Below are 24,883 nucleotides of genomic sequence, written 5' to 3'. Positions count from 1 at the left end.
TACGTCCGCAGCACGTGGCAACGAGCAACCCCATGCCATACCAAAGTGTACTAAAAGTTTTAAGGGGTGGGGGTGTGGGGGAGGGGACCCTTTTGCAAAAGGGTCCCTCCCCCGCAAAGTATTTCAAAAAAAGAAGCGCCACGTACAGCACGCGGCAACGGCAACCATGCGCGCGCAGCCCTATCCGCCCAGGTATGCCTCGCGCACGCTGGCATTGTTGAGCAGGCTCTGGGCCTTGTCTTCCATAACGACCTTGCCCACTTCCAGCACATAGCCGCGTGATGCCAGCTTGAGGGCGGCCCGGGCGTTCTGTTCCACCAGCAGCACCGTGACGCCGCGCTTGTTGATGGCCCGCACGGTCTCAAAGATGGAGCGCACCAGCAGGGGGGCCAGGCCCAGGGAAGGCTCGTCAAGCAGCAGGAGGCGCGGTTCGGCCATGAGCGCCCGGCCTATGGCCAGCATCTGCTGCTCGCCGCCCGAAAGCGTGCCAGCCAGCTGATCCTTGCGCTCAAGCAGACGCGGAAAAAGGTCGAATATCCATTCAAGGGTGCGTTCCTTGCGGGCCTTGTCCTCAATGCAGAAGGCGCCCAGCCGCAGGTTTTCAAGCACGCTCATGACGCCGAAAACCCGCCGCCCTTCGGGCGACTGGGCAATGCCCAGACCCACGACCTTGTGGCTTGGCAGACGCAGCAAATCCTGCCCGTCAAAAAGAATCTCGCCCGACGAGGGCCGCACAAGTCCGCTGATGGAAAGCAAAGTGGTGCTTTTGCCAGCGCCGTTGGCTCCGAGAATGGTGACGATCTCGCCCTCTTCCACCCGCAGATCAATGCCGTGCAGCACTTCGACGCTGCCGTAGCTGACCCGTATATTCGACAGTTGCAGCAGGGACATGGCTCACCACTTCTCGTCTTCTACGCCCAGGTAGGCTTCAACCACGGCCGGATTGCGGCGCACGGCCTCAGGCTCGCCCTGGGCGATCATGGTGCCGTGTTCCAGCACCACCAGTTTTTCACAGATTTTCATGACCAGACGCATGTCGTGCTCAATGAGCAGCACGGTGATGCCTCTGTCGCGTATGGCCGCGATGGTGTCCACCAGGGCGGCGGTTTCCTGGTCGTTCATGCCGCCAGCGGGCTCGTCAAGAATGAGCAGGCGCGGGTCTGAGGCCAGGGCGCGGGCGACTTCGAGCAGCCGCTGGTTGCCGTAGGAAAGGCCCCCGGCGGCTTCGGCGTGGCGGTCAGCCAGCCCCACAAAGCGCAGTTCCTCCATACAGCGGGCCACGGCAGCGCGCTCCTCGCGGCGCTGCCAGGGCAAATGCAGCATACAGGACAGCATGCCCGACTTCATGCGGCAATGCCGCCCGGCCAGAACGTTTTCCAGCACTGAAAGCTTGCCGAACAGGCGGATGCTCTGAAAGGTGCGGGCTATGCCCAGCTCCACCACCCTGTGGGGGCGCAGCCCGGCCACTGGCTCGCCGTCAAAAAAGATGCGGCCTTTCTCCGGTGTGTAGTTGCCCGTGATGCAGTTGAATACCGTGGTCTTGCCAGCGCCGTTGGGGCCGATGAGGCCAACCACGCTGCCCGCCTCCACGCTGAAGGTCAGGTCGTTGACAGCCACAAGACCGCCGAAAACCTTGGTTATTTCCTGCAAGCGCAAAAGACTCATGCGGGCCTCCCGCCAGCGGCCTGTACGTCGCTTGCAGCAGCAACGGCAGATCCGGCCTCCGGGCTGCCGGGGCCAGGCCCGGAACCGTCACCGTTTTCGTTTTCCATCAGTGATTTCACATGGTAGCGGCGGCGGCGCGGGGGCAGCAGCCCCTGGGGACGCCACACCATCATGATCATCATGGCCAGGCCGAAAATAAGCATGCGCGCATTGGAAAACTCACGCAGCAGTTCCGGCAGGCCGATGAAAAGAAAGGCGCTGATAAGCACGCCGATCTGGCTGCCGCCCGAAAGGATGACCACCGCAAAAATAATGACGGATTCCATAAAGCTGAAGGATTCCGGCGAAATGGTCGTCATTTTCGCGGCGTAGAGCGTGCCGGCCATGCCCGCCCAGAACGCGCCCAGCACAAAGGCCATGAGCTTGTAATGGGTGACGTTGACCCCGCAGCCTTCGGCGGCCACGTCGTCTTCCTTGATATAGTTCAGAGCGCGGCCAAAGCGTGAATGCCACAGGCCGTAGAAAAGCAGCAGGCTTACGGCCACCATGCCCCACACCAGATAGTAGAACTGTATGCCCTTGACTATCTTGAAGCCGAAAAAGCTGGGGCGGCTGATGCCGAAGATGCCGTTGGCCCCGCCCGTGAGGCCGAAAACGTCGTTGATAAGGGCTATGCGCACAATTTCCACAATGCCAATGGTGACGATAAGCAGATAGTCGCCGCGCAGATGGATGATGGGCCGCGCCACCAGCAGGGCAAAGAGGGCCGCCGCCGCCCCGGCAACGGGCATGGTCCAGAATATGGGCCAATGGCAGAGGGTGTTCAGTATGGCGGTAACATATGCGCCCACGGCAAAAAAGGCCGCGTGCCCCATATGAAAGATGCCCGCCTGCCCCAGAATGATGTTGAGCGACAGCGAAAGCAGCGCGTAAAGGCCTATGCTCACGCACACGTCTGTCCAGTAGGCGTTGCTGAAGAGGGGCAGCGCGCAGATGACGGCCGCCAAAGCGACCCTGACGGCAATGCGGATGGGCTCTGTTATCATAGCTTGTCCGCCGTGCGCTCGCCCAGAATGCCCGTGGGGCGGATGATAAGAATGAGAATAAGCACAAAGAAGGCAATGGCGTCCTTCCAGGCGATGGCGATATAGCCTGCGGCCAGGGCCTCGATAACGCCCAGCAAAAGGCCGCCGATCATGGCTCCGGGGATATTGCCTATGCCGCCCAGGATGGCGGCTGTAAAGGCTTTGAGGCCGTACGTCCAGCCCATGGTAAAGTCGATCTGCCCGTAATAGATGCCCACCATAAGTCCGGCTGCGCCGCCAAGCCCCGGCCCGATAAGAAAGACCAGGCTGATGATGCGATCCACGTTGATGCCCATAAGCTGGGCCGCGCCGGGGTCAATAGCCACAGCGCGAATGGCCGCGCCGGTGCGCGAACGCTGGATAAAGGCCCAGAGGCCAAGCATGAGGATGACGCTGGCCGCAATGACCAGCAGGCGCACGCCGGGAACGGCCAGGCCGAACAGATGCACCGTGAAGTCGGGCCTGAGGTAGTCGGGGTAGACGTAAAAGCGCGCGCCGTAGATGAGCATGATGGCGTTCTGAAAAAATATGGAGGCCCCGAGGGCCGAAACCACGGCGGAAAGACGGTTGGCGTTCCGCAAGGGACGGTAGGCCGTACGCTCCAGAAGAAAACCTATGATGGCCACCAGCAGGGCGACCATGACAAAGACGGCCAGCACAGCCAGCATGGGGCTGAGCATGCCTGAAAAGTTGCAGCTCACAAGCAGGGTCAGACCAAGGTATGCCCCAATGGTGAAGAGATCGCCGTGCGCGAAGTTGATAAGCTTCAGCACGCCGTACACCATCGTGTACCCCAGGGCCACCAGGGCGTAGATGCCGCCCACGGCAAGACCGTTCAAAAGCTGTTGTAAAAACTGTTCCATAAAGCGTTGTACCCTTGCCACGCTCTTGTTGCCGGGGAGGTCGCCGGCAAGAGCGCAATTCCGCCGCTGGAGCCGCGCGGGTCGGCTCCCATTGGCGCATCCGGGCGGCGGCACGGAAAAAACCGGGCCGCCGCCACGGGCGTTGATGACATATTGACTGTTTTCGCGCCGCTGAAACGCAGGCGCGGGGCACACTGTACGGCCAGTTTACTTGGGCTGCAAGACAAATACGCCCTTACCGTCAACCACATAGGTGCGATAGAACTCGCCCACGCGGTCGCCCTTGGCGTCAAAGCCAAGGCTGCCGGAAAGGCCGGGCATGCCCTTGAGGTTTTTCAGCCATGCGGCGATGGCTGCTGGCTTGTCATTGCCAGCGGCAAGGGCCGCTTCAATAACCTTGAAGGCGTCGCCAGCCAGCACGGCCCACACGGAAACGGGCACGGTGTTGTACTTGGCCTTGAAGGCGTCAAGAAAAGCCTTGGCCTCGGCGGTGTCCATATCCTGCGGCAGGGGCGGGCTGATGAAGAAATAGCCTTCCGCCGCCTCATTGCCCGCAATCTTTACCAGATCCTGATGGTTGGCGGCATCGCCGCCCATCATGGGCACGGGCCAGCCCATTTCCTTTTTCTGGCGCAGCAGCATGCCCGTTTCAGGGTAGTAGCCGGTGAAGAACACAAGGTCGGGCTTGGCGGACTTGAGCTTGGTCAGAATGGCCGTGTAATCGCGCTCTCCGGGGGTAAGAGCGTCATAAAAGACCACCTTGACGCCGTCCTTGTCCAGGATGGCCTTGGTTTCTTCGGCCAGGCCCTTGGCATAGGAAGAATTGTCGTGCAAAAGCGCCACAGCCTTGTAGCCGCCCTTCACAATGGCGGCGGCGGCGGCGCGGCCCTGCGCGTCGTCACGAGGGCTGGTGCGGAAGAAAAGGGGCAGGCCCTTTTCCGTCAGGCGCACGCTGGTGGAGCCCGTGCCTATCTGCACCAGCTGGGCTTCATCCAGAATGTTCTGGCTTGCTTCGGTAACAGCGGAGCCATAGGTGCCGATAACGGCCACCACTCCGGCCGAAGCCAGTTTTTGCGCGGCCAGAGCGGCGGTACGCGGATCGCCCGCGTCGTCTTCCACCACAATCTTGACCTGGCGGCCATTGATGCCGCCCTTGGCATTCACCTCGTCAGCCAGCAGACTGACGATGTTCTTCATGTCCTGCCCTTCAGAGGCCCATTTACCCGTGAGCGGGCACATGAGGCCGATTTTGACGTCTCCGGCAAGAGCCGCCACGGGCACCAGCAGGGTAAGGGTCAGAGCCCCAAGCAAACGACCAAGTGCTTTCATAAAAATCCCCCGTCCGTTGTGCGATGATGATAGTAACAAAATAGCATACCCTAAAATGTCACAAAGAAAAAGCCCGGATTTTCTGCCCGCAATTCCTACGGATACAGCCGGGGATGGCCTTAGGGATGGCCTTAGGGAGCGCGGCGGCGCGTTTTCCGCGCGTTGCGCGCAGCGCGTGGTCTGTGCCGGCGAGGCGGGCAATCGGCCCTCTGAATGCGCCGTAAACGCAATCTCTTCGCAGCGCGCCACAAGAGCGTACCCTGAATGTTGCAAATGCATGTTCACAAAAGCTCTCCGCTCCGAACAAAAATCGCACAACCAGTCCAGATTACCTTTGATATATTTCATGGTTCAACGTTTTCATTCAGCCGAGCTTTATCCGTTAAAGCTCGGCTGAATCCGCGCCACGTTGTGGCGCGCTGCGCTTCCGCGCAGCGTTAGAGCATTTATATTTTTTCAAGGGTAAAATGCTCTAACGGGCACGCATTGCCCATTCCGCCTGTACAAATTCTGCCGCAATCCTGACGCAAAGCTGTAAAACTCGACAGATATAAAAACATGAGGTACGATAAAGTCCAAAGAGGCTGGAAAAGGTGCAGTCGCCCTGTGCGCGGCATGTGCCGCAACCGTGCTTCGGGCAGAACCTTGCTGCTGGCGATTCAGAGGCATTGCACGACGAAGCGCTGCCGCAAGTGTTCTTTCCGCCCTGACCACGCGACCTTCTCCGCCGCCCGGTTCCACACCCTCAGCAGTCTCATACAGGCCCGCTGCGACCTCACCTCCCCCCACTCGCCTCACGCAGCGCTTTCCCATAAGCACCCGTACCGCCGGAGGCTGTATGCGGTTCAGCTTTGACAAGGCTGCCTGCCAGAACACCCGCAGGGCGTTGCGCAAGGAATGGCTGCTCACCAATGGCCTTGGCGATTACGCCAGCAGCACCATCCTTTGCTGCAATACGCGGAAATACCACGGCCTGCTCACGGTCAATACGCCCTATGGCCGCCATGTGCTGCTCTCCGCCCTTGAAGAATCCATCATGGGCGGCGGCAAGGAATTCACGCTTTCCACACGCCAGCACCCCGGCACGCTCTACCCTCACGGCCACGACTATCTTGAGGCATTCCGCCTGGATCAGTGGCCACAGTGCGTCTACCGCGTCGGCGACGTGCGCCTGTGCCGTGAAATCCTGCTTGTCCGTGGGGAAAGCCTGCTCTTGATGCGCTTCAGCGTGCGCGGACCCACTCCCGTACCGCCACTGACACTACGCCTGCGCCCCCTGCTGGCCTACCGCAATTTTCACAAGCTTACCCACGCCAATCCTGACCTGCGCGCAGAAACCACCCCACTGTCCGACGGCTTCAGCATCACCCCCTATGAAGGGCTGCCCACGCTCTACATCCAGTGCCAGACAAACCAGAAGCATTCTTTCACGCCACGCCCGGACTGGTGCCGCAATGTGGAATACCTTGAAGAGCGTGAACGCGGCTTTCCCTACAGCGAAGACCTCTTTACGCCGGGCGTGCTGGACGTGGGCATGCCCCCCCTTGCCGAAGGCGCGGAAAGCTGCGTCTACCTGGCGGTGGGAACCCACCCCTGCGGGCAGGATCTGCGCCAGATGTGGGATGATTCCAGCCGTGAACGCACCAAGGCCCACAAGGCCCGCTTCGGACTCACCGGGCATCTGGCCCAGGTCGGACGCCAGTTCTGCATCGAATCCCCTTCGGGACGGCCCGAGGTGCTGGCGGGCTACCACTGGTTTGACGCCTGGGGCCGCGACACCCTCATCAGCCTGCCGGGCTTGACCTTTCATGCTGGCCGTACGGATTTTGGCCTGCGCGTTCTGGCCGAAATGGGCAGGCATGTCGAGGACGGGCTCATCCCCAACATGTTTTCGCCCCAGGGCGACCACGCCTACAACTCCGTGGACGCCGCCCTGTGGTACGCCTTTGCGCTGCAAAGCTGCCTTGAGGTGGACGCCGGGCATCTCGCCTGGGTGCGTGAAAATGCCTGGCCCGCGCTCAAGGCTGTCATTTCCGGCTACCGTGCGGGCCAGGGCAGGGCCAGACAGCTGGACATCCATGTGGACGCCGAGGGCCTGCTGCACGCAGGCAACGCCCACAGCCAGCTCACCTGGATGGACGCGCAGGCCGACAACGCCCCCGTGACGCCCCGGCAGGGCTGCCCGGTTGAAATCAATGCCCTCTGGTACAACACCCTGGCCTTTGCGGACCAGCTCGCCGCGCGTTTTGGCGAGGAGCCCCTGGCGGGGGACATGGTCCTGCGCCGCATGCGCACGGCATTTTTCCAACGCTTCTGGGTATACGGCGGCGGGGGCTACCTTGGCGACGTCTGGCAGAACGGCAAGCTCGACGTCAGTGTGCGGCCCAACCAGATTTTCGCGGTTTCCCTGCCCCATCCCGTGCTGTCTGAAGACTATCAGGCCCAGGTGGTGGAATGCGTGCGCAACAAACTGCTCACGCCTTACGGTCTGCGCACCCTGGCCCCGGACGACCCGCACTACAGGGGACGGTACGACGGCGGCCCGGCCAGCCGGGACGCGGCCTATCACCAGGGCACGGTCTGGCCCTGGCTGCTGGGGCACTACGCGGACGCCCTGCTGCGCACGGCCTGGGATGTGGACGGCGCGGCCATGGCGCTTCTGGACACGCTCACGCCACTTTACTGCGACCATATTTCCCAGGCGGGCCTTGGCAGCATTTCTGAAGTGTTTGACGGCTCGCCCCCGTACAAACCCAATGGCTGCATCGCCCAGGCCTGGAGTGTGGCCGAATGCCTGCGCCTTTTGCTGCGGTTGCAAAAAGCCGCTCCCGCAGTCTACGAGCGCTGGCAAAAACTGGCGGCGCACCGCATGGCCCACCCCGTCATTGGCGATACGGCGGGAGTCTGCCGCGTGAGCATGACACTGGAAGGCTGCAAGAAACAGCATCCGTGCGCGCCGGACGCAGCACAACCGTAAAAAAAGCCAGCAAACCATGCCTGCGCGGCCATACTGCTTCGCCGCCAGGCACGAATAGCAAAAAGAATGTTCGAACAGGAGCGGGGGAAGAGTTGTGGCGGCCCACAGGAACGGCCGCTGAATCCGGCGGGAGAATCCCCGCCGCATGAGGGAGAACACATGCGAGTGCTTATGTTCGGCTGGGAGTTCCCACCTCACATCAGCGGAGGTCTGGGCACAGCCTGCTTTGGCATGACCCAGGCCCTGGCCCGCAGGGGAGCGGAAATAATCTTTGTACTGCCCCGTATCGACGACAGCAAGGGGAAAGGGGAATTTCTGCGTCTGCGTTCGGCATCCGGAACTCCCATCACTGAAGACCTGGTACAGCGCATGGACTGGGCGCAACAGGAAGTCTGGCGCAACGGCATACGCTGCCTGCCAGTGGACAGCCCGCTCATGCCCTATCTCACCCCGCAGGACTACGTCGGCGCGCTGGGCCGCCTCAGCGGCCGCACCTGCGCGGGAGAACCGTATCGCCTGATGCAGCACCCGGCGGGAGAAGAAGAGTCCCGTCAATCCCGATCCTTTACCTATACGCTGCAAGGCGGATACGGCCCCAGCCTTATGGACGAGGTGCTGCGGTACAGCCGCCTTTCCGCAGCCCTGGCCGTCCAGGAAGACTTCGACGTCATCCACGCCCATGACTGGATGACCTATCCAGCGGGCATGCTGGCCAAAACCCTCACGGGCAAACCCCTTGTGGTCCACATTCACGCCACCGAATACGACCGCAGCGGATGCGACATCAACGAACAGGTGGCGGGCATTGAACGGGCGGGCATGCTGGCCGCCGATGTGGTGGTGGCCGTGAGCCGCCTCACCCGCAAAACCGTCATCGAACGCTACGGCATCCCCCCGGAAAAGGTGATGGTCGTGCACAACGCCGTGGCCCGTCACGAGGCCCAGCGCCATTATCCCATCCCGCCGCGCATACGGCACGAAAAGCGCGTGCTGTTTCTGGGCCGCGTCACCTTTCAGAAGGGGCCGGAATATTTCATGGAGGCCGCACGGCTGGTGCTGCAAAAAATCCCCAACGTGCGTTTTTTCATGGCTGGCAGCGGCGACATGCTGCCACGTCTCATCCGCAGGGCCGGCCAGTTGCGCATGGGCAGCCGCTTTCACTTCGCTGGCTTCCTGCAGGGGGAGGAGGTGGACCGCATGTTTGCCCTCAGCGATCTCTACGTCATGCCGTCGGTTTCCGAACCCTTCGGCATAACGCCCCTTGAGGCCATGCTCTACGACGTTCCTGTGCTGCTCTCACGTCAATCGGGCGTATCCGAAGTGCTGGATCACGCCCTTAAAGCCGATTTTTGGGATACCCGCGACATGGCCGACAAAATCTGCGCCGTCTTGCGCTATCCCTGCCTGGCGGCTGAACTGGTGAAAAACTGCCGCGAAGAAATGAAGTCCATCCGTTGGGAAAATGCCGCCGACCAGTTGCTGGCCATTTACCACAACGTACACGGAGGTCGCTCATGACAGCCATATGCCTGTGCTATGAGGTTCACGAACCTTATCAGCTACGCCGCTATACGGTTTTTGATATGGGTCAGAATTCCATTTATGAAGACGATGACCACAACTGCGACGCCATGCTGCGCGCGGCACGCCTGTGCTACCTGCCCGCCAATGAGCTCATGCTCAAGCTCATCCGCCGTTACGGCAAGGCATTTCACGTTTCCTACGCCATTTCGGGCACTGCCCTTGACCTCTTTGAGCAGTACGTTCCTGAAGTGCTTGAAAGCTTTACGGCCCTGGCGCAAACAGGCTGCGTGGAATTTGTGGCCGAGACCGCGCCGCATTCCCTGGCCTTTCTCTATTCCCGCCAGGAGTTTGACCGCCAGGTGCAGGCGCAGACGGCCCGCCTGAAAAAGCTCTTCGGCGTCAAGCCCGTGACCTTCAAGCATACGGAATGCGTGTACAACAACGACCTCGCCGCAGCTGTGGCCGAACTCGGCTTTAAGGCCGTGCTGGCCGAGGGCACGGATCAGGTGCTGGGCTGGCGCAGCGCCAACTACCTGTACCAGCCCGTCAGCGCCCCCGGCCTTGGCCTGCTGTTGCGCAACACCAGCCTTTCCAACGACATCGGCCTGCGCTTTTCCGACACTGCCTGGCCCGCATGGCCCCTCACGGCCGACGCCTTTGCCTCCTGGTGCCACGGATTGGCCGACTCGGCTGATGTCATCAATATTATCAACGATTATCACGTGTTCGGCCTGCGCCACAGCAAGGAGTCGGGCATTTTTGACTTTTTGGAAGCCCTGCCGGAGGCTCTGCTGGCCCGCAAAGACTTTTACTTTGCCACGCCCGCCGTGGCGGTCAAACAATTCAAGCCTGTGGGCAAGATGGACATCCCCCAGTTCATATCCTGGGAGGACGAGAGCGGCGACCTCACCGCGTGGCTTGGCAACGACATGCAAAAAGACGCCATACACGCCCTCTACGCCCTGGCCCCACAGGCGGATCGTTGCGGATCGGCCGAACTGCGCCATGATTTCGACAGGTTACAGACCGCCGACCACTTCCGCCATATGTCCACCAAGTGGTTTTCCAGCGAGGCCCCGGACAGGCCAAGTCCCTTTGGCAGTCCCTATGACGCCTACATCACCTTCATGAACGTGCTGGCGGACTTTGAAATGCGCCTCAAGGTTGTTGAGGAACAGCCAAAGGTTCCCGACCCGGCCAAGGCTGACCCGGCCAAGGCTGATCCGACAAAGGCTGCTCCGGCAAAAAGCCCTGCAGGCCAAAGCCCCGGGGCGCAGCCCAAAACTGCGAAAAAAACGCCCGGCAAAAAAACAGTGACGGGCACAAAAGCAGCGCCCGCCAAAAAGGCGGAGCCAGCCAAGAAAAAAGCCGCCGCCAAGGCCGGGGCCACCACAAAAGAAAAAAAGCCCGCCGCTTCGCCCGCAGGAGCGGATCGGCCTTGAGAACACACAAAGGCCACGGCACGCCCGTGAAGGCGCGACTCCGCGCGGATGTCCCGCGTGTGCGCCTTCACGGCAAGCGCCCGCATACCCCGCCGCCAGAGCGCGTTCACGCGGCTGCCGACGGGCGACGCAAAGTCTTGCGGACGGCCCATGGCCAGTGAAACTGCCCTGAAAACGGATACCCCGACACGAAGGGGCCACTAGGTGCGCCCCTTACTGATATCTTGAGCAAGGAGATGACATGGACTTCAATTCCTCCCCGGTAACCCTGTTTGAAGTGAGCTGGGAAGTCTGCAACAAGGTGGGCGGCATTCACTCCGTCGTCACCAGCAAGGCCCTTCAGGCCGTTGAACACTTCGGCGAAGACTACTTTCTTCTGGGCCCGGCCCTGAAGCAGAATCCCGGCTTTGAAGAAACCGACGAACACGCCTGGGACTCCCTGCGCATAGGTCTTGCCACCCGTGACCTCAAATGCCGCCTGGGCCGCTGGAACATACCCGGACGCCCCAAGGTCATACTGGTGGAGTTCGACAAGCGCTACGCCAGCAACCAGCTGCTTTTTGAAATGTGGAAAAACTACGGCGTGGACTCCCTCTCCGGCGGCTGGGACTATATTGAGCCCGTCATGTTCGCCGCTGCCTGCGGTGAGGTCATCGCCGCCGTGCACGAAAGCCGTGTGGAGCCCATGCAGGGGCACAGCGTGGCCCTTTTTCACGAATGGATGTGCGCCGCAGGCCTGCTCATGGTCAAAAAGCTCGCGCCGGGGGTGGGCACGGTCTTTACCACCCACGCCACCATGCTGGGCCGTGCCCTGGCCGCCACCGGCCGCGACATCTACAGCAACATGCGCAACATCAATCCGGCCAACGAGGCGGCGGCGCTGAACATCACGGCCAAATGGTCCATGGAGAGCACCGCCGCGCGCGAGGCCGACGCCTTTACCACCGTGAGCCCCATCACCGGCGAGGAATCCACGGTCTTTCTGGGCCGCCAGCCCGACGTCATCACCACCAACGGTCTGGATCTGCGCGTCATACCCGACTATTCCGAAGACCGCATCGTGCCTTCGGCCTCGCGGGCAAAGATAATGGAAGCCGCAGGGCGCTTTTTGCGCGGCCCCCTGCCGGATCACACCCGTATCTTCATCATTTCAGGCCGCTATGAGATGCACAACAAGGGCGTGGACATCTTTTTGGACGCCCTGGCCCAGGCCGACCGCAACCTGTCCGGCACTGAGGCCTCCGTTCTGGTTCTCTGCATGGTCATGGGCGGCCACACGGGCGTCAACCCGGCGGCCGTGTCCGGCGACCCGGCTGAAACGGACAACGGCCAGCCCTTCATCTGCACCCATTATGTGTGGAACGCCCCGCAGGACCCCATTATCAACGCCTGCCGCCGCCTCGGACTCAACAACAGGCCGGAGCGACGCATCAAGGTCATCTTTGTGCCCGCCATGCTTGACGGGCATGACGGCTTTTTGAACATGCCCTACGAGGAAATACTGGCCGCCTGCGATGTGGGCTTCTTCCCCTCCTGGTACGAGCCATGGGGCTATACGCCGCAGGAAAGCGCGGCCTGGGCCGTGCCCACGCTCACCACCGACCTTTCGGGCTTCGGCATGTGGGCCAGGGAAAAGATGAAGGAAGCGGGCATGGATCACAGGGGCGTGTACGTCATGCCCCGGCGCGGCATGAACTTTGAGCAGAGCGCCAAAGTGCTGCACGAAAAAATCCTTGTTGCCTCCACCTGCGCTGTCGAGGACATGCACTCCTGGCGCGGCCACGCCCGCGCCCTGGCCGAAAAAACATCCTGGAGTTATTTTTTCGATAACTATTTGAAAGCATTTAGCATAGCTCTCACAAAATCCGAAACCCGCGCCGATCACGATGCAGGGCACGGCGCGCTGACGCGGGTGCTCACGGCCTCCTGCTCGGCCACACCCTTTCTGCGCCCCATCATGGCCGTGGCCGAAGTGCCCCGCGAGCTTGCACGCCTGCGCGAGCTTGCCCAGAACGTCTGGTGGTGCTGGCACGACTACGCCAAGGCCCTGTTCATGGCCCTGAACCCCCAGTTGTGGGAAGCCTGCCGCAATCCGCTGAGAATGCTTGAAGAAGCATGGCCCGCCCGCTTCAAGGAGCTCATGGCCAACGAAGAGTACATGGACATGTACCACAAGGTGATGGAGAGTTTTGACGCCTATATGGCCGAACCCATCCGCTCCCTCAGTCAGGACGTGACGCCCGAAAACCCCATTGTCTACTTTTCCACGGAATACGGGCTCAACGAGTCCATACCCATCTATTCCGGCGGCCTTGGCGTACTTTCCGGCGACCATCTCAAATCCGCCTCGGACATGGCCCTGCCGCTGATGGGCATCGGCCTGCTCTACAAGAGCGGCTACTTCATGCAGGAGATCGACTCCAACGGCCGTCAGGTGGCCCAGTACCCCGTCAACAACTTTGCCCAGATGCCCATAAAGCAGATGCAGGACGCCTTTGGCGAAGACATCTATGTGCAGCTTGAACTGCCGGGGCGCATCCTCTTTGCCCGCGTGTGGCGCTTGCAGGTGGGCCGGGTGACGCTCTTCCTTATGGATACGGACACCCCCCGCAACACCGATGAAGACCGCCGCATCACGGACCGCCTCTACGAAGCCAACCGCGAAACCCGGCTGCTGCAGGAAATCCTGCTGGGCCAGGGCGGCATGCGCCTTCTGCGCACCCTGGACATCATCCCCAGCGTGTATCACATGAATGAAGGGCATTCGGCCTTCATGGCTCTTGAAAGGGTACGCGACTGCATGACCCAGGGCATGGACTATGACGAAGCCATTACGCGCGTGCGCTCCAACACGCTCTTCACCACCCATACGCCCGTATCGGCGGGCAACGAATCCTTCTCTCTCGAACTTATGGGCCGCTATTTCACCGGCATGGCGCAAAGCCTCAACCTTTCGTGGCAGCAGTTCATCAAACTGGGACAGATCGAGGGCGGCGACAGCCAGTCCTTTGAAATGACCGTGCTGGCCCTGCGCCTTTCCTGCTGGGCCAACGGCGTCAGCCGCCTGCACGGCATCGTTTCCCGCCACATGTGGAACAAGTTGTGGAAGGGCCTGCCCACGGCCGAAACGCCCATAGGCCACGTCACCAACGGCGTGCATACCCCCTCCTACGTGGGCAGCTGGATGCACGAACTGCTGTTCAAGCACCTTGGCTCCGGCTGGATGCAGTCCCAGCCCGGCGCTGATACATGGGACAAGGTGGACGGAATCCCCGACGAAGCCTTCTGGGCTGCCCGCCAGAACCAGAAAGAAGCCCTGCTCGACGCCCTGCGCAAGCGGGTTCCCGTCTTTGCCCAGCGCTTCAAGCTGGACCCCGCCACCCGCAAGGACATGGAGGCCCTGCTCAAGCCCGAAACGCTCATTATCGGCTTTGCCCGACGGTTTGCGCCCTACAAGCGCGCCACCCTGCTCTTTGCCGATCCCGACCGCCTGGCGCGCATTCTCAACAATCCCGACCGCCCTGTGGTGCTGGTCTTTTCCGGCAAGGCGCATCCCGCGGATGAGGCGGGCATAAACCTCATTCAGGAAGTCATGCGCATGTGCCAGGACAAACGCTTTCTGGGGCGCATCTTCTTTCTCGAAAACTACAGTCTGGCCGTGTCGCGGCTCATGTCGCAGGGCTGCGACGTCTGGCTCAACACGCCCCGCCGCCCCCACGAGGCTTCGGGCACCAGCGGCATGAAACTGCCCGTCAACGGCGGCGTGAACCTGAGCATCTCCGACGGCTGGTGGTGCGAGGGCTACAACAGGCAAAACGGCTGGACCATCGGCCCCGTGGTCACCAATGAACTGCCCAGCAGCGAGCAGAACGACTACATCGACGCAGAATCGCTGTACGGCCTGCTGGAAAATGCCGTGCTGCCCCTGTACTTTGAACGCAACCAGAACGGCCTTCCCGCACAGTGGATAGCCATGGGCAAGCGCTCGCTCAAAAGCCTTACCGCCATGTACAGCAGCAATCGCATGCTCAACGACTACATCCGCCAGTACTACCTGCGGGCGGCGCGCCGTCGCAACATGCTGGCCGAAAACGACTGGGCCGCCTGCCGCCAGCTTGCCGCATGGGCAAAAGACCTGCCCGCCCGTTTCGGTACCGTCAAGGTGGAGGAGATGCTCATCAGCGGCGTGGAGAACAATACAATGATCTGCGGCGAGCCTGTGAGCGTTCGCCTGCATATCGACATAGGCGAAATGCAGCCCGAAGAAATCCTGGCCCAGCTTGTCATCGGCCGCGCGCTCATTGACGGCAACTTCATTGACAAACCCGAAATCCTGCGGCTTGAATCCCGCACCTCGGACAATGGCAACGGCGGCAAAACCTATGCGGCCACCTACATACCGACGCAAAGCGGGCAGTACCGCTATGGCGTTCGCATCATGCCCTTCCATAAAGACCTGGCCTCGCCGCTTGAAACGGGCCTCGTCCTGTGGGCATAGGTTACGGGAAGTCCAGAGCCATGCCGCTTTAAATGCTTTGTGGGGGAGGGACCTCCTCCCCCACACCCCCTTCCCCTAAAACTCTTATTATCACTTGGCATAGCGGCTGCGTAACTGCCCGCCGTAACGGTAGTGGCTTACGCTGCGTTAAAACTGTTCTGACAGAAAGCGGGCCGCCTCAGGGCGGCCCGCTTTCATTGCTGGTCATTGCGCTTTCTTACTGTTTCACCGGAGCATGTTCGCGTAACAACGCTTTGGACGGGCGGACGGTTTCAAAAGATTGTTCGCCAGAGGCGCACAGACCCGGAAAGCATCGGGCAAGAAAGTATCGTGCTCAAAAAGCACTTGGCGTAGAAAGCGCAGGGACGCAAAAAGCATCAGGCGGGCTGGTGGCTTCACCGCGCGTTCGCGCTGCGCTACCCGTTTTTCACGTCGGCGCGGCAGGTGAGCGTCGGGCCGTCAAGCATGCTCATGGCGTCAATCAGCAGGGCGCGGTAGCTGCCCGTGCCGCCCCCCGCGCCAACCATATTTTCAGCGGCGATTTCCCCTGCCACGCCCATGCTGCTTACGGCGCACAGGCATGCCTGGGCCCCTTCGTCGGGCGCAGCCCCAAGGCAGCAGCCGACGACGGCCGCCGACATGCAGCCCGAACCCGTGATGCGCGCCATGAGCGGATGCCCGTTGCGCACCGTCCATACCCCCTGGGCGTGGGCCACAATATCTATGGCTCCGCTGATCACCACCACGGCTCCCGTGCTGTCGCTCAGCCGCCGGGCCATGTCGGAGGCGGCCTTGAGGCTGCCCTCGGTCACAAGGGAGGCGTCCTCGGCGTCCACGCCTCTGGCCCTGGCGTCCTCGCCGGCCAGAAAGCCTATCTCTGAAATATTGCCCTTGATGGCCGCAAAGCGCACTTCGCGCAACAGACTTTGCAAGGCACTGTTACGCAGGGCCGTAGCGCCCGCGCCCACGGGATCAAGCACCACCGGCCGCCCCAGGCTGTTGGCGCGCTGGCCCGCCACAAGCATGGCCTCAACCGTGCGGCTGTTGAGCGTGCCTATATTGATGACCAGAGCCTGCGCCAGAGCCACCACATCTTCCACTTCGGCAATGTCGTCGGCCATTATGGGCGACCCGCCAGCGGCAAGAATCATGTTGGCGCAGTCGTTCACGGTGACGTAGTTTGTAATGCAGTGCACCACAGGCCCGCGCCGCCGCACGGTATCCAGAATATCCGCAAAGAATCTCATGCACTTCTCCTTCCGGCCACAGCCGGATCACCATGCGCAAGCATACGCCGCTCAGGGGCGAAAAAGGCCACGGCAGCCCTGAACCCGCCCTGCCGCGCCCTGCCGCCGACTACGGAGGCATCTGCGCTCTTTGCCTGCGCGCTTAAACCCCGTTGTGAGCGTGCCACAAACTTTGAAAACGTATATTCTTAATGCTTCCAAGACGCCCGCATCCACCAGAACAATTTAAACATGAAATTGCTCTGTGGAAGCACTGATTAAAGAGCCTCCTGGAAACGCGCTGGTATTTCCTTTGGCAAGGCACGATCTTTTTTTGAAGCAGAAGTGGACTCTTCCGTCCTCGACTGTTTCAAAAAAAGTGAAGCAACGCCGCCAAACGGAATAAATCAGCGTTTCCCTAGACGGCACAGTCTAGGGTTTGATGTAGGCAAAGCCCTCACGCTGCAAACGCACTATTTCAACCAGACCGGCAGGCACGACTTCGCAGCCGGGCCAGAGGTCTTCGGGCGTCATATTGCTGTTGGCCAGGGCATTGGCGCAAACCCGGATGCGCACCCCCTGTTCCTGCAAGGGCGCGGCCATGGCGCGGAACTCTTCATTGCTCTTGTGGAACTGGACTGCGGAAGGGCCGTTGGCCACCACCACAAGTTGATAGCGTTCGTTGGGCAAGGCCTTGATGTAATTGGCCGCGTTCATCAGAACCAGCTTCAGAATGGCTGGCTCCTTGCTGTCTATGTGCAGGCAGAGATCGTAGTTCATATCCATTCTCCAGTAAAATTGCAGCCGAAACACAGGTGGCGACGGCGCGCTCGCACAGCGCCGCCTGCAACACAAGTAGTAGCAGGGGGTAGACCTTTTGCCAAGCGGCGTATGGAGAAGAAGTCACCGTAGCTAATCAATATTGCTCATAAAAAGCATACAATATGCGAATGTTTCTTGCTAAGAAAAACCATACAGCGTATAGTTACGTATGTGCAGTGTATTCAGCATAAAACCCCTGCGGCCCGCACGGCCCCTCCATGCCCAAAGCTCCCCCGGCAAATACGTAGGCCCCCGGCTTGCACCGCTACGCGCGCTTTGCGCGCTGCTGTTCTTGCTGCAGCTTTCCGGCTGCGGCCTGCTGTCGGCAAAGACCGAGGATCCCCACGAGCAAAAAGAGCAGGAATCCCTTGAAGCCGCATGGCGTGGGGATCCTGTGCCCTATACCCTGCGCATCAAGGTCAAGGACGGGCCCTCCTCCCTTGAAGGCAAGATGAAGTCCGTGAGCCAGCTGGAGCAGCTTGCCAAGGAGCCGCCCGACAGCATGCTGGCCCTGGAACGCCGCGCCCGCGCCGATGTGGAAACAGCCGTCAAACTTCTGCACTCCCAATGTTATTATGAAGGCACGGCGGCCTTCAGTCTGGACGAAGAGACAAAGCCCGTGCGCGTGACCCTCACTCTTACGGCCGGGCCGCGCTATACGCTGGGCCGCGCCAACGTGACCTACGATCCGCCGCCCGACGTGCCCGGCTATTTCAAGACCCGCGAGCGTGAAGTGGGCTTTTGGGGTCTGGAAACCAAAACCCTGCCGCCGCCGTCCTTTCCGGCAACCCTGCCGGGGGTCGCCGTGGGCAAACCCGTGGTGGCCGACGCCCTGTTGAGCGCCGTTGAAGATTTGCCGGAAAAACTGCGTACCCAGGGCTACCCCCTGGCGTCAGTGACCCAGTCGCGCTATACGCTTGACCCCGAAAAACGCCAGGTCAACGCCGACATCACCCTTGATCCCGGCCCGCCCGCCCTCATGGGCCGCATTGACGTGAAGGGCAATGCGGGCGTCAACGCCACCTACCTGCAAAGGCTCGCCCTCTGGGTTCCCGGCGAGGAACCGTGGGACGCCGAACTGGTGGACGACTACGCCAACAACCTGCGCGGGCTGGGGCTTTTCCGCTCCGTGGACATACGCCCGCAGGAAGAATTGCTGGCCAAGAACGCGTCCGCTGCCAACGGCGCACCCACCAGGAGCAAGGACGGCGTGCCCGTGCTGCCCCTGGAAGTGACCGTGGCCGAACTGCCCTTCCGTTCCGTGGGCGGCAGCGCCCGGTATGACACGGATACGGGCCTTGGCGTGGAAGGCTTCTGGGAACACCGCAATCTTTTCGACAATGGGGAAAAGCTGGTGGTCAGCGCCCCCATCGCCACACAGGTTCAAGGCATCAAGGCGGCATTTGAAAAACCCGCCTTTCTTGTGCGTGAGCAGCGTCTGCTGGCCTCCGCCTCGGCCTTGCGTGAGAATACAGAGGCGTACAAAAGCACGGCAGGCAGCGCCTCCGCCGCGCTGGAGCGGCGCGTCTCGCGTTTCTGGTGGGCCAGCCTCGGGGCCGGGGGCCAGAGCGGCTCCATCAAGGAAAACGACAAGTCCGAACAGTTTTACGGCTATATTGGCCCCAAGGCCAGCGTGCGGCGCGACAGCCGCAACAATATCCTCAATCCCACGCGCGGCTCTGAAATCATCGTCAAGGCCAACCCCTCCACAGGTTTCTACGGCGAAAGCTTTACGGTCATGGCCGGTTCGCTGGAAGCCAGCGGCTACTACGCGCCCTTCCACAAAGACGGGCGGCCCGACGACAAGCTGATCCTGGCGGGCCGGGTTGAGGCCGGGGCCATGTCCGGCGCGGCCCTGCGCAACATTCCCGGCAGCCTGCGCTACTACGCTGGCGGCGCGGGGTCGGTGCGCGGCTACCCCTATCAGTCCGTAGGGCCGGAGGACAAAAACGGCGATCCCCTTGGCGGACGATCCTTTCAGGAAATCAGCCTTGAGGCGCGTTACAAGATTACCGATGATGTGGGCATTGTTCCCTTTCTGGACGGCGGCATGGTCTACAGGGACGAAGTGCCCCGCATCCTGGGCGACATGGATTGGGGCGCGGGCATTGGCCTGCGCTATTTCACGCCCATCGGGCCGCTGCGGCTGGACGTGGCCACACCTTTGCGACCAAGGGAGGGTGATCCTCCCATACAAATCTACGTGAGCATAGGGCAGTCCTTCTGATGACGAGCGCATCCACACATCCCGCGCAGACTGACGCCACGGCGGACGGCTCCAGAACCGGAGCCGGATCGGCTGCCGCAGTTGGTTCTGGCGCAGTTGGTTCTGGCGCGGCGGCATCTGGCGCGGCCGAGGCGGGGCCGGGCACGCCACAGGGGCCTGGCAAAAGCCATAAAAACCGGGGCGCGGCTGCCCGCATCTGGTCTGTACTCTGGCGCGGGCTGGCCTTTGTGCTGCTTTTGCTGCTGTTCTTTCTGACTGGCGTGCTGCTGGCCCTGCGCAATGAAAACGTCCAGGCATGGATCAAGGACGAGGTCAATGCCGTTCTGGCCGCCTCAGCGGAAAAAAGCGGCCTGCATATCCGTCTGACGCACCTTTCGGGCGCTCTGCCTTTCACGGCGCAAATGGGTGTGGAACTGGCCGACGCCCACGGCCTGTGGCTTGAAGCGCCGCAAAACACCTTTATCTGGGACTGGACCGCCCTGCCGGGCCGTGTGCACATTGCCGAACTGACCAGCAAAACGCCGCGCCTCCTGCGTTTGCCCGACCTGCCCGCCTCGCTCCCTGAACCGCCTTCGCCGCCGCTCACGGAAGCGTCGCTGCGCGAAGCGCTCGGCGAAACGGTACGCGCCATCAGCTCATTGCCGGGCTGGCTGCCCGATGTGCTTCTGGACAGGGTGGCCGTTGTGGACGCGCAGCTTCCTGCCAGCCTGCTTGGCGCGCTGCCGCCAGCCCATACCAAGGCTGATGCCAAGGCCGATGCCGCAACAGGCTCCGGCGCAGACGCCAAACCAGACGCCAAACCCGATGTTCCGGCCAATGCCCCGACCGCCGGTACTCCTGATGTGGCCAAGGGTGAAGCGTCGCCCACTGCGGCTCTACCAACTGCCAATTTGGCCGATGACAATTTGCCCGCTGCCAACCTGCTCGCAGACAGCTATTTTCTGGCCACGGTTGAAGCCAGCCTCAGGGCCGGAAGCGCGGGGGGCAACCTCACGGCCCTGCTGACTGCCCATGGCGCAAACAGTGCCCCCCTGCCCCTGCCCGGCGTGCCCAGCAGCGGCCTTGAGGCCAGTCTTGAAGTGAATTTCGCCCCGCGCCAATCGGGAACAGTCACGCCCTCGGCCCTGGCGCTGACCGTGGACAGCACGCTTGAAGCCACGGTGCTGCCAGTCGGAAATGCCGGGGCCGCCCATGCAGACCCGTCCACCGGGACGGCGGACGCACAGGCTGGTCAGGCAACACCCTCCGCCACGCCCGCCGCCACAGCCACGGCTGCTTCCGGCACAACCACCGCTGCCACTTCTGGCGCAGCCACCACAACCGCCGCTGCCGCACCCGCTGCTGTTGCCGCGCAGGGCATGGACAAGACCTCCGCAACAAAAGCCGCCTCCGGCCCTCTGGCAACCCTGCTCGGCGGCGGCGCCCGCATTTCGCTGGCCTTGGGCGCGGAAGTGGAAGCCCCCGCAAAACCCGGCGCTCCGGGCTCGCCGGAGGCCATGGCCACTGTCGCTCGTGTGGGCCTGAACAAATTTTCCATTCAGGCTGGCCCGCTGTCCACGGCAGGGCATGCCTTCTGGCAAAGCGCGCCCGCCGCGCCTGCCAAGGCCGCTGTGCCTCAGGCCGCATCCCCGTTGGCGACACCTGCACAAGGCGCAACTCCATCGACGGCTCCTGCGCAACCCCCAACCCCGCAAGCGCCATCTTCACAGGCCGCGTCACCACACACAGCCCCTGCACAGACCGCAACCCCGCAGGCCGCAAGCCCGCAGGCCATACCCGCGCAAGCCACACCGTCACAAGCCTCACTGTCGCAAAAAACTTCCCCGCAGAAATCCTCGTGGCTTTCAGGCCCCCTGGATGTGGACTTGCAGGTCAGCATCGCTCCCTCCAGAAACGCGTCCACAACCGCCACGCAAGCTGCCGCCCCGGCTGCCCGCCAGGCTGGTACACAGGCCGCCGCACAGGCCCCCGCTCAGGCTACTGTCCAGACTACGGGCCAGACCACGGGCCACACCACTAGCCAGACCGCCGCGACCGAAGAAAGCGCGGATCCGCTGGACATGCTGGCCGCTCCTGCCACCCTGCGCCTCACCGCCGCCGGGCCTTTGGCCGCTCCTGACCTTACCCTGCACGTGGAATGCGCCGAGCTGCGCATGGGCGCGCACAAGCTTGAACAGGCAGTTGTGCATCTTGGCGCGGCCCCCCTGAACTGGCAGGAAGCCCTAATGGTGGTTCAGGATCACGAACAGGATCCTGCCGCCCCCAACGCCGTTCCGACCGCCCCGGCAACCGCATCCCCCAAGGCTCCCGACGCCGCGCCCCATAACGATGCCGTGCCCAATAAAGCTGCCGCACAGGATGCCGATGCCGCGCCCCCACAAGCCGCCCCGGCCCAAAGACCGCGACTCACGCTGCAACTGGACGTGAGCGGCCGCTGGGACGGTCAGCCCCTGAGCCTTGAAAGCCAGATTTTTGCGGGCCGGAGTGAGGAAGACATGCTGCAGGCTGGCCTGCGCAATCTGCGCCTCAACGCCCTGGGGATTACAGCCGCCGGACAGGTGACGGCCTCTCTGCCCCCAGGTTCCATGCCTGCCTGTGACGGCAAGCTGGATGTGCGCGTGGCTGACTGGGCGGCGCTTTCCACCCTTGTGCCGGGCGCGCGCCTGGACGGCGAGGCTGCCCTGAGCCTTGAACTGCGGGCCGACCGCGTGGCCGTGACCACAACGGGCAGCAACACCGCCTCCCCCAACGACCAGAACGGGCACGGCGCTGCCGCCCAAGCCGCGCAGGCCTCGCAGGCGGCCCAAACTGGCAAAACCGCCCAAAACGCTCAGGCAGCCCAGACCGCTCAGGCCTCGCAGGCGGGCAATGAAAACCCGCCCGCTGCGTCCGGTGGCTCTGCCGCGCCCGCGTCCGCCACGGCGGCCCCGGCGCAGCGATACAGCCAGAAGGCCGAACTGCGCTTCAACGTGCCCCGCCTGAGCTACAGCGCCGGGGCCGACGCTCCCCTTGTCCTGCGCAATCTTGCGGGCGAGCTCACGCTCAAGGACGCTTTCGGGCCCGGCAGTCTCACCGCGCGCATAGACCTTGGCACTGTCCATCAGGGCGATCTCTCTCTTGGCGTCAAGGCGCGCGCAAACGGTGCTCTCAGCGGTCCCCTGGACGCCAGCATTGAAACGAGCGGCACGGTGGCCGCCCACGTCAACGCGCGCTGGCAGCCGGGCCTTGTGCAGGTGCAAAGGCTTGAGGCCCATATAAGCGGACGCGATCTCGGCTTCCGCGCAACGCCGGGAGCCTCCCTGCGCTACGGCGATGACGGACTTGATCTCAAAGGACTGGACATCCGCCTTGTCCCCGGCGGCAGACTGCGCGCCCAGGCATCTCTTGCCCAGGACAAGATGGACGTGCGCCTTGACCTTGAAGGACTCGCCCTCACCCCGTGGAAAAAATTTGTGCCCGCCCTGCCCGAAGGCACGGTGGAAGCGCAGGCCCGCCTTACGGGCAGCCCCTCGCAGCCCGGCGGCAGTTTCCGCCTTGGCGTCCGGCAGTTGCGCATTCCCGGCAGCCCGCTGAAGCCCCTCAATGTGGGACTCACCGGCCGCATAGAGGCAAGCGGCGGCTCCAGCGGCAGCCTTGTGGCCCGGCTGGATATGGACAAGGAAAGCGTTGAGGCGCTCGGCGGCAGCGAAGCGCGGCTTGAAGTGCGCCTGCCCCTGCTGTTCGGCAAGGACGGCCTGCCGCAGCCCAACATGCAGGGCCCCCTGCGCGGTCAGGTTCGTTGGAAAGGGGCCGCCGGGCCGCTCTGGTCCCTGCTGCCCATCGCGGATCAGCGCTTCGCGGGCAACGTGGCCGTAAACGCCGATCTGGGCGGCACCCTGGCTGCCCCTTCCGCCAAGGGCGCTGTCCTGGTGGACAAGGGCAAGTACGAAAACCTGGTCCAGGGTGTACTGCTGACCAATATCACCATGCGCCTCAACCTTGAGGAAGGGCGCGGCGGCAGTTCCGGGAAAAAACAGGGTGGCCTGCCCGGCGTGGCCCGGCTGGAACTGGACGCCTCCGGCGGCCTCGGCGGCAAGCTGCGCGTGGCCGGATTCGCCAATCTTGACGGCAGCAGGCTGGACATCAAGACCACCATCGACCATCTGCGGCCCCTGAGCCGCCGTGACATACGCATCGAACTTTCAGGCGAAGCGGGCGTAACCGGCAGCGCCGCCGCCCCGCAGGTGACAGGCAAGATCGTCGTCAATCAGGGGCTTATACTGCTTAACAAGCTGGCCGTAGGCGGCAGCGTTACCACCCTGCCCATAACAGAAGCGCCCAACCCGTCTCAGGTTGCGCAACAGACCTCCGGCTCCGAAAAGCCCGTTGCCCCCGGAAAGCCCGTTGCGCAGGGCAACCTGAACCTGAATATTGTGATTCCCGGCCGCTTCTTTGTGGAAGGACACGGACTTACCAGTGAATGGAAGGCCGACCTGCTGGTGTCCGGCACTCCTGAAGACCCGCAGATCACGGGACAAATCACGGCCATCAAGGGCACATTCGACTTCCTGACCAAGATTTTCAAGCTTTCACGCGGCAACATCACCTTTGCCGGAGGCTCGCTGAGCAACCCCCTGCTGGACATCAGCCTTTCCAATGAAACGCCCAATCTCACGTCCTTTGTGAACATATCTGGCACAGTGCGCAAGATGAAACTGACCCTGAGCAGTGAACCGGAAATGCCCAGGGACGAAATCCTGGCCCAGATTCTTTTTGGCAAAAGCACCAACGAGCTGGGACGGCTGGAAAACCTGCGGCTCGCCGGAGCAGTGGCCCAGCTCGCGGGCTTTGGCTCCGGTGGCGACGGCATCTTTGACCTGACCCGCAAGGCGCTGGGCGTTGATGTGCTGCGGCTGAATTCCACGCCAAACTCCGCCTCTGGCGGCAAGTCCGAAGACGAAGGCATGGGTGCCGGCACCTCGGTGGAAATGGGCAAGTACATCACAGACATCATCTACCTGGGCATACAGCAGGGCATGAAGCAGGGCAGCACGGCCTTTGTCATACAGCTTGAGATCACGCCCCGCACCAGCCTGGAACTGCGCTCCGAACAGCAAAACACCTGGGGCGGCATACGCTGGAAGTACAATTACTAGAGCCGGTAGAATTGAAAGGCTTTGTGGGGGAGGGCCCCCTCCTCCTAAGGAAACGCGCAGTTGTTTCCAAGAGGCTCTTTAATCAGTGCT

Annotated in this window: 13 protein-coding genes; 6 read left to right on the top strand and 7 right to left on the bottom strand. The window is 62.2% G+C overall.

What is annotated here, in order from left to right:
- Window positions 1-180 precede the first annotated feature (180 nt).
- The 5 genes from DESU86_RS09300 to DESU86_RS09280 all read right to left on the bottom strand — a co-directional run bounded on the left by DESU86_RS09300 (window position 181) and on the right by DESU86_RS09280 (window position 4,942).
- Window positions 181-891 (bottom strand): ABC transporter ATP-binding protein, encoded by a 711-nt coding sequence (locus DESU86_RS09300; RefSeq protein ID WP_179980793.1) that lies wholly within the window; start codon window positions 889-891, stop codon window positions 181-183.
- Between the two features lie 3 nt (window positions 892-894).
- On the bottom strand, window positions 895-1,665 hold the full coding sequence (locus DESU86_RS09295; protein ID WP_179980792.1) for an ABC transporter ATP-binding protein: 771 nt from the start codon (window positions 1,663-1,665) through the stop codon (window positions 895-897).
- A complete protein-coding gene (locus DESU86_RS09290) occupies window positions 1,662-2,711 on the bottom strand; it encodes a branched-chain amino acid ABC transporter permease (RefSeq protein WP_232088314.1) in 1,050 nt (349 codons plus the stop codon). The genes DESU86_RS09295 and DESU86_RS09290 overlap by 4 nt, the downstream gene beginning before the upstream one ends.
- Window positions 2,708-3,613: a branched-chain amino acid ABC transporter permease gene (locus tag DESU86_RS09285; RefSeq protein ID WP_179980791.1), complete on the bottom strand. Its 906-nt coding sequence runs from the start codon at window positions 3,611-3,613 to the stop codon at window positions 2,708-2,710. Before DESU86_RS09285 ends, DESU86_RS09290 begins: the two co-directional genes overlap by 4 nt.
- A gap of 207 nt (window positions 3,614-3,820) precedes the next feature.
- Window positions 3,821-4,942 (bottom strand): branched-chain amino acid ABC transporter substrate-binding protein, encoded by a 1,122-nt coding sequence (locus DESU86_RS09280; protein WP_179980790.1) that lies wholly within the window; start codon window positions 4,940-4,942, stop codon window positions 3,821-3,823.
- A gap of 838 nt (window positions 4,943-5,780) precedes the next feature.
- On the opposite strand from DESU86_RS09280, the gene DESU86_RS09275 reads away from it, so the two are divergent.
- From DESU86_RS09275 to glgP, 4 genes are all read left to right on the top strand, one after another.
- On the top strand, window positions 5,781-7,919 hold the full coding sequence (locus DESU86_RS09275) for an amylo-alpha-1,6-glucosidase (RefSeq protein ID WP_179980789.1): 2,139 nt from the start codon (window positions 5,781-5,783) through the stop codon (window positions 7,917-7,919).
- A gap of 159 nt (window positions 7,920-8,078) precedes the next feature.
- A complete protein-coding gene (locus DESU86_RS09270) occupies window positions 8,079-9,437 on the top strand; it encodes a glycosyltransferase (protein WP_179980788.1) in 1,359 nt (452 codons plus the stop codon).
- Window positions 9,434-10,885, top strand: a complete 1,452-nt coding sequence (locus DESU86_RS09265) for a glycoside hydrolase family 57 protein (protein ID WP_179980787.1) — start codon at window positions 9,434-9,436, stop codon at window positions 10,883-10,885. The genes DESU86_RS09270 and DESU86_RS09265 overlap by 4 nt, the downstream gene beginning before the upstream one ends.
- 241 nt (window positions 10,886-11,126) lie before the next feature.
- Window positions 11,127-15,383 carry an alpha-glucan family phosphorylase gene (gene glgP, locus DESU86_RS09260; protein ID WP_179980786.1) on the top strand — a complete coding sequence of 1,419 codons (4,257 nt, stop codon included), beginning with the start codon at window positions 11,127-11,129 and terminating at the stop codon, window positions 15,381-15,383.
- A gap of 416 nt (window positions 15,384-15,799) precedes the next feature.
- On the opposite strand, the gene thiM is transcribed toward glgP, so the two are convergent.
- Window positions 15,800-16,630, bottom strand: a complete 831-nt coding sequence (gene thiM / locus DESU86_RS09255) for a hydroxyethylthiazole kinase (protein ID WP_179980785.1) — start codon at window positions 16,628-16,630, stop codon at window positions 15,800-15,802.
- Between the two features lie 411 nt (window positions 16,631-17,041).
- Window positions 17,042-17,389, bottom strand: a complete 348-nt coding sequence (locus tag DESU86_RS09250; RefSeq protein WP_179980784.1) for a DsrE family protein — start codon at window positions 17,387-17,389, stop codon at window positions 17,042-17,044.
- A gap of 334 nt (window positions 17,390-17,723) precedes the next feature.
- On the opposite strand from DESU86_RS09250, the gene DESU86_RS09245 reads away from it, so the two are divergent.
- A complete protein-coding gene (locus DESU86_RS09245) occupies window positions 17,724-19,658 on the top strand; it encodes an autotransporter assembly complex protein TamA (protein WP_232088313.1) in 1,935 nt (644 codons plus the stop codon).
- The gene (locus DESU86_RS09240; protein WP_179980782.1) at window positions 19,658-24,793 is read left to right on the top strand and encodes a translocation/assembly module TamB domain-containing protein; all 5,136 of its coding nucleotides are present in this window, start codon (window positions 19,658-19,660) and stop codon (window positions 24,791-24,793) included. The genes DESU86_RS09245 and DESU86_RS09240 overlap by 1 nt, the downstream gene beginning before the upstream one ends.
- The last annotated feature ends 90 nt before the right edge of the window (window positions 24,794-24,883 follow it).

Source organism: Desulfovibrio sp. 86 (genome assembly GCF_902702915.1).
Taxonomy (GTDB): Bacteria; Desulfobacterota; Desulfovibrionia; order Desulfovibrionales; family Desulfovibrionaceae; genus Desulfovibrio.
Note: the sequence above shows the minus strand (reverse complement) of the source record. Positions and strands in the feature narration are given on the sequence as shown.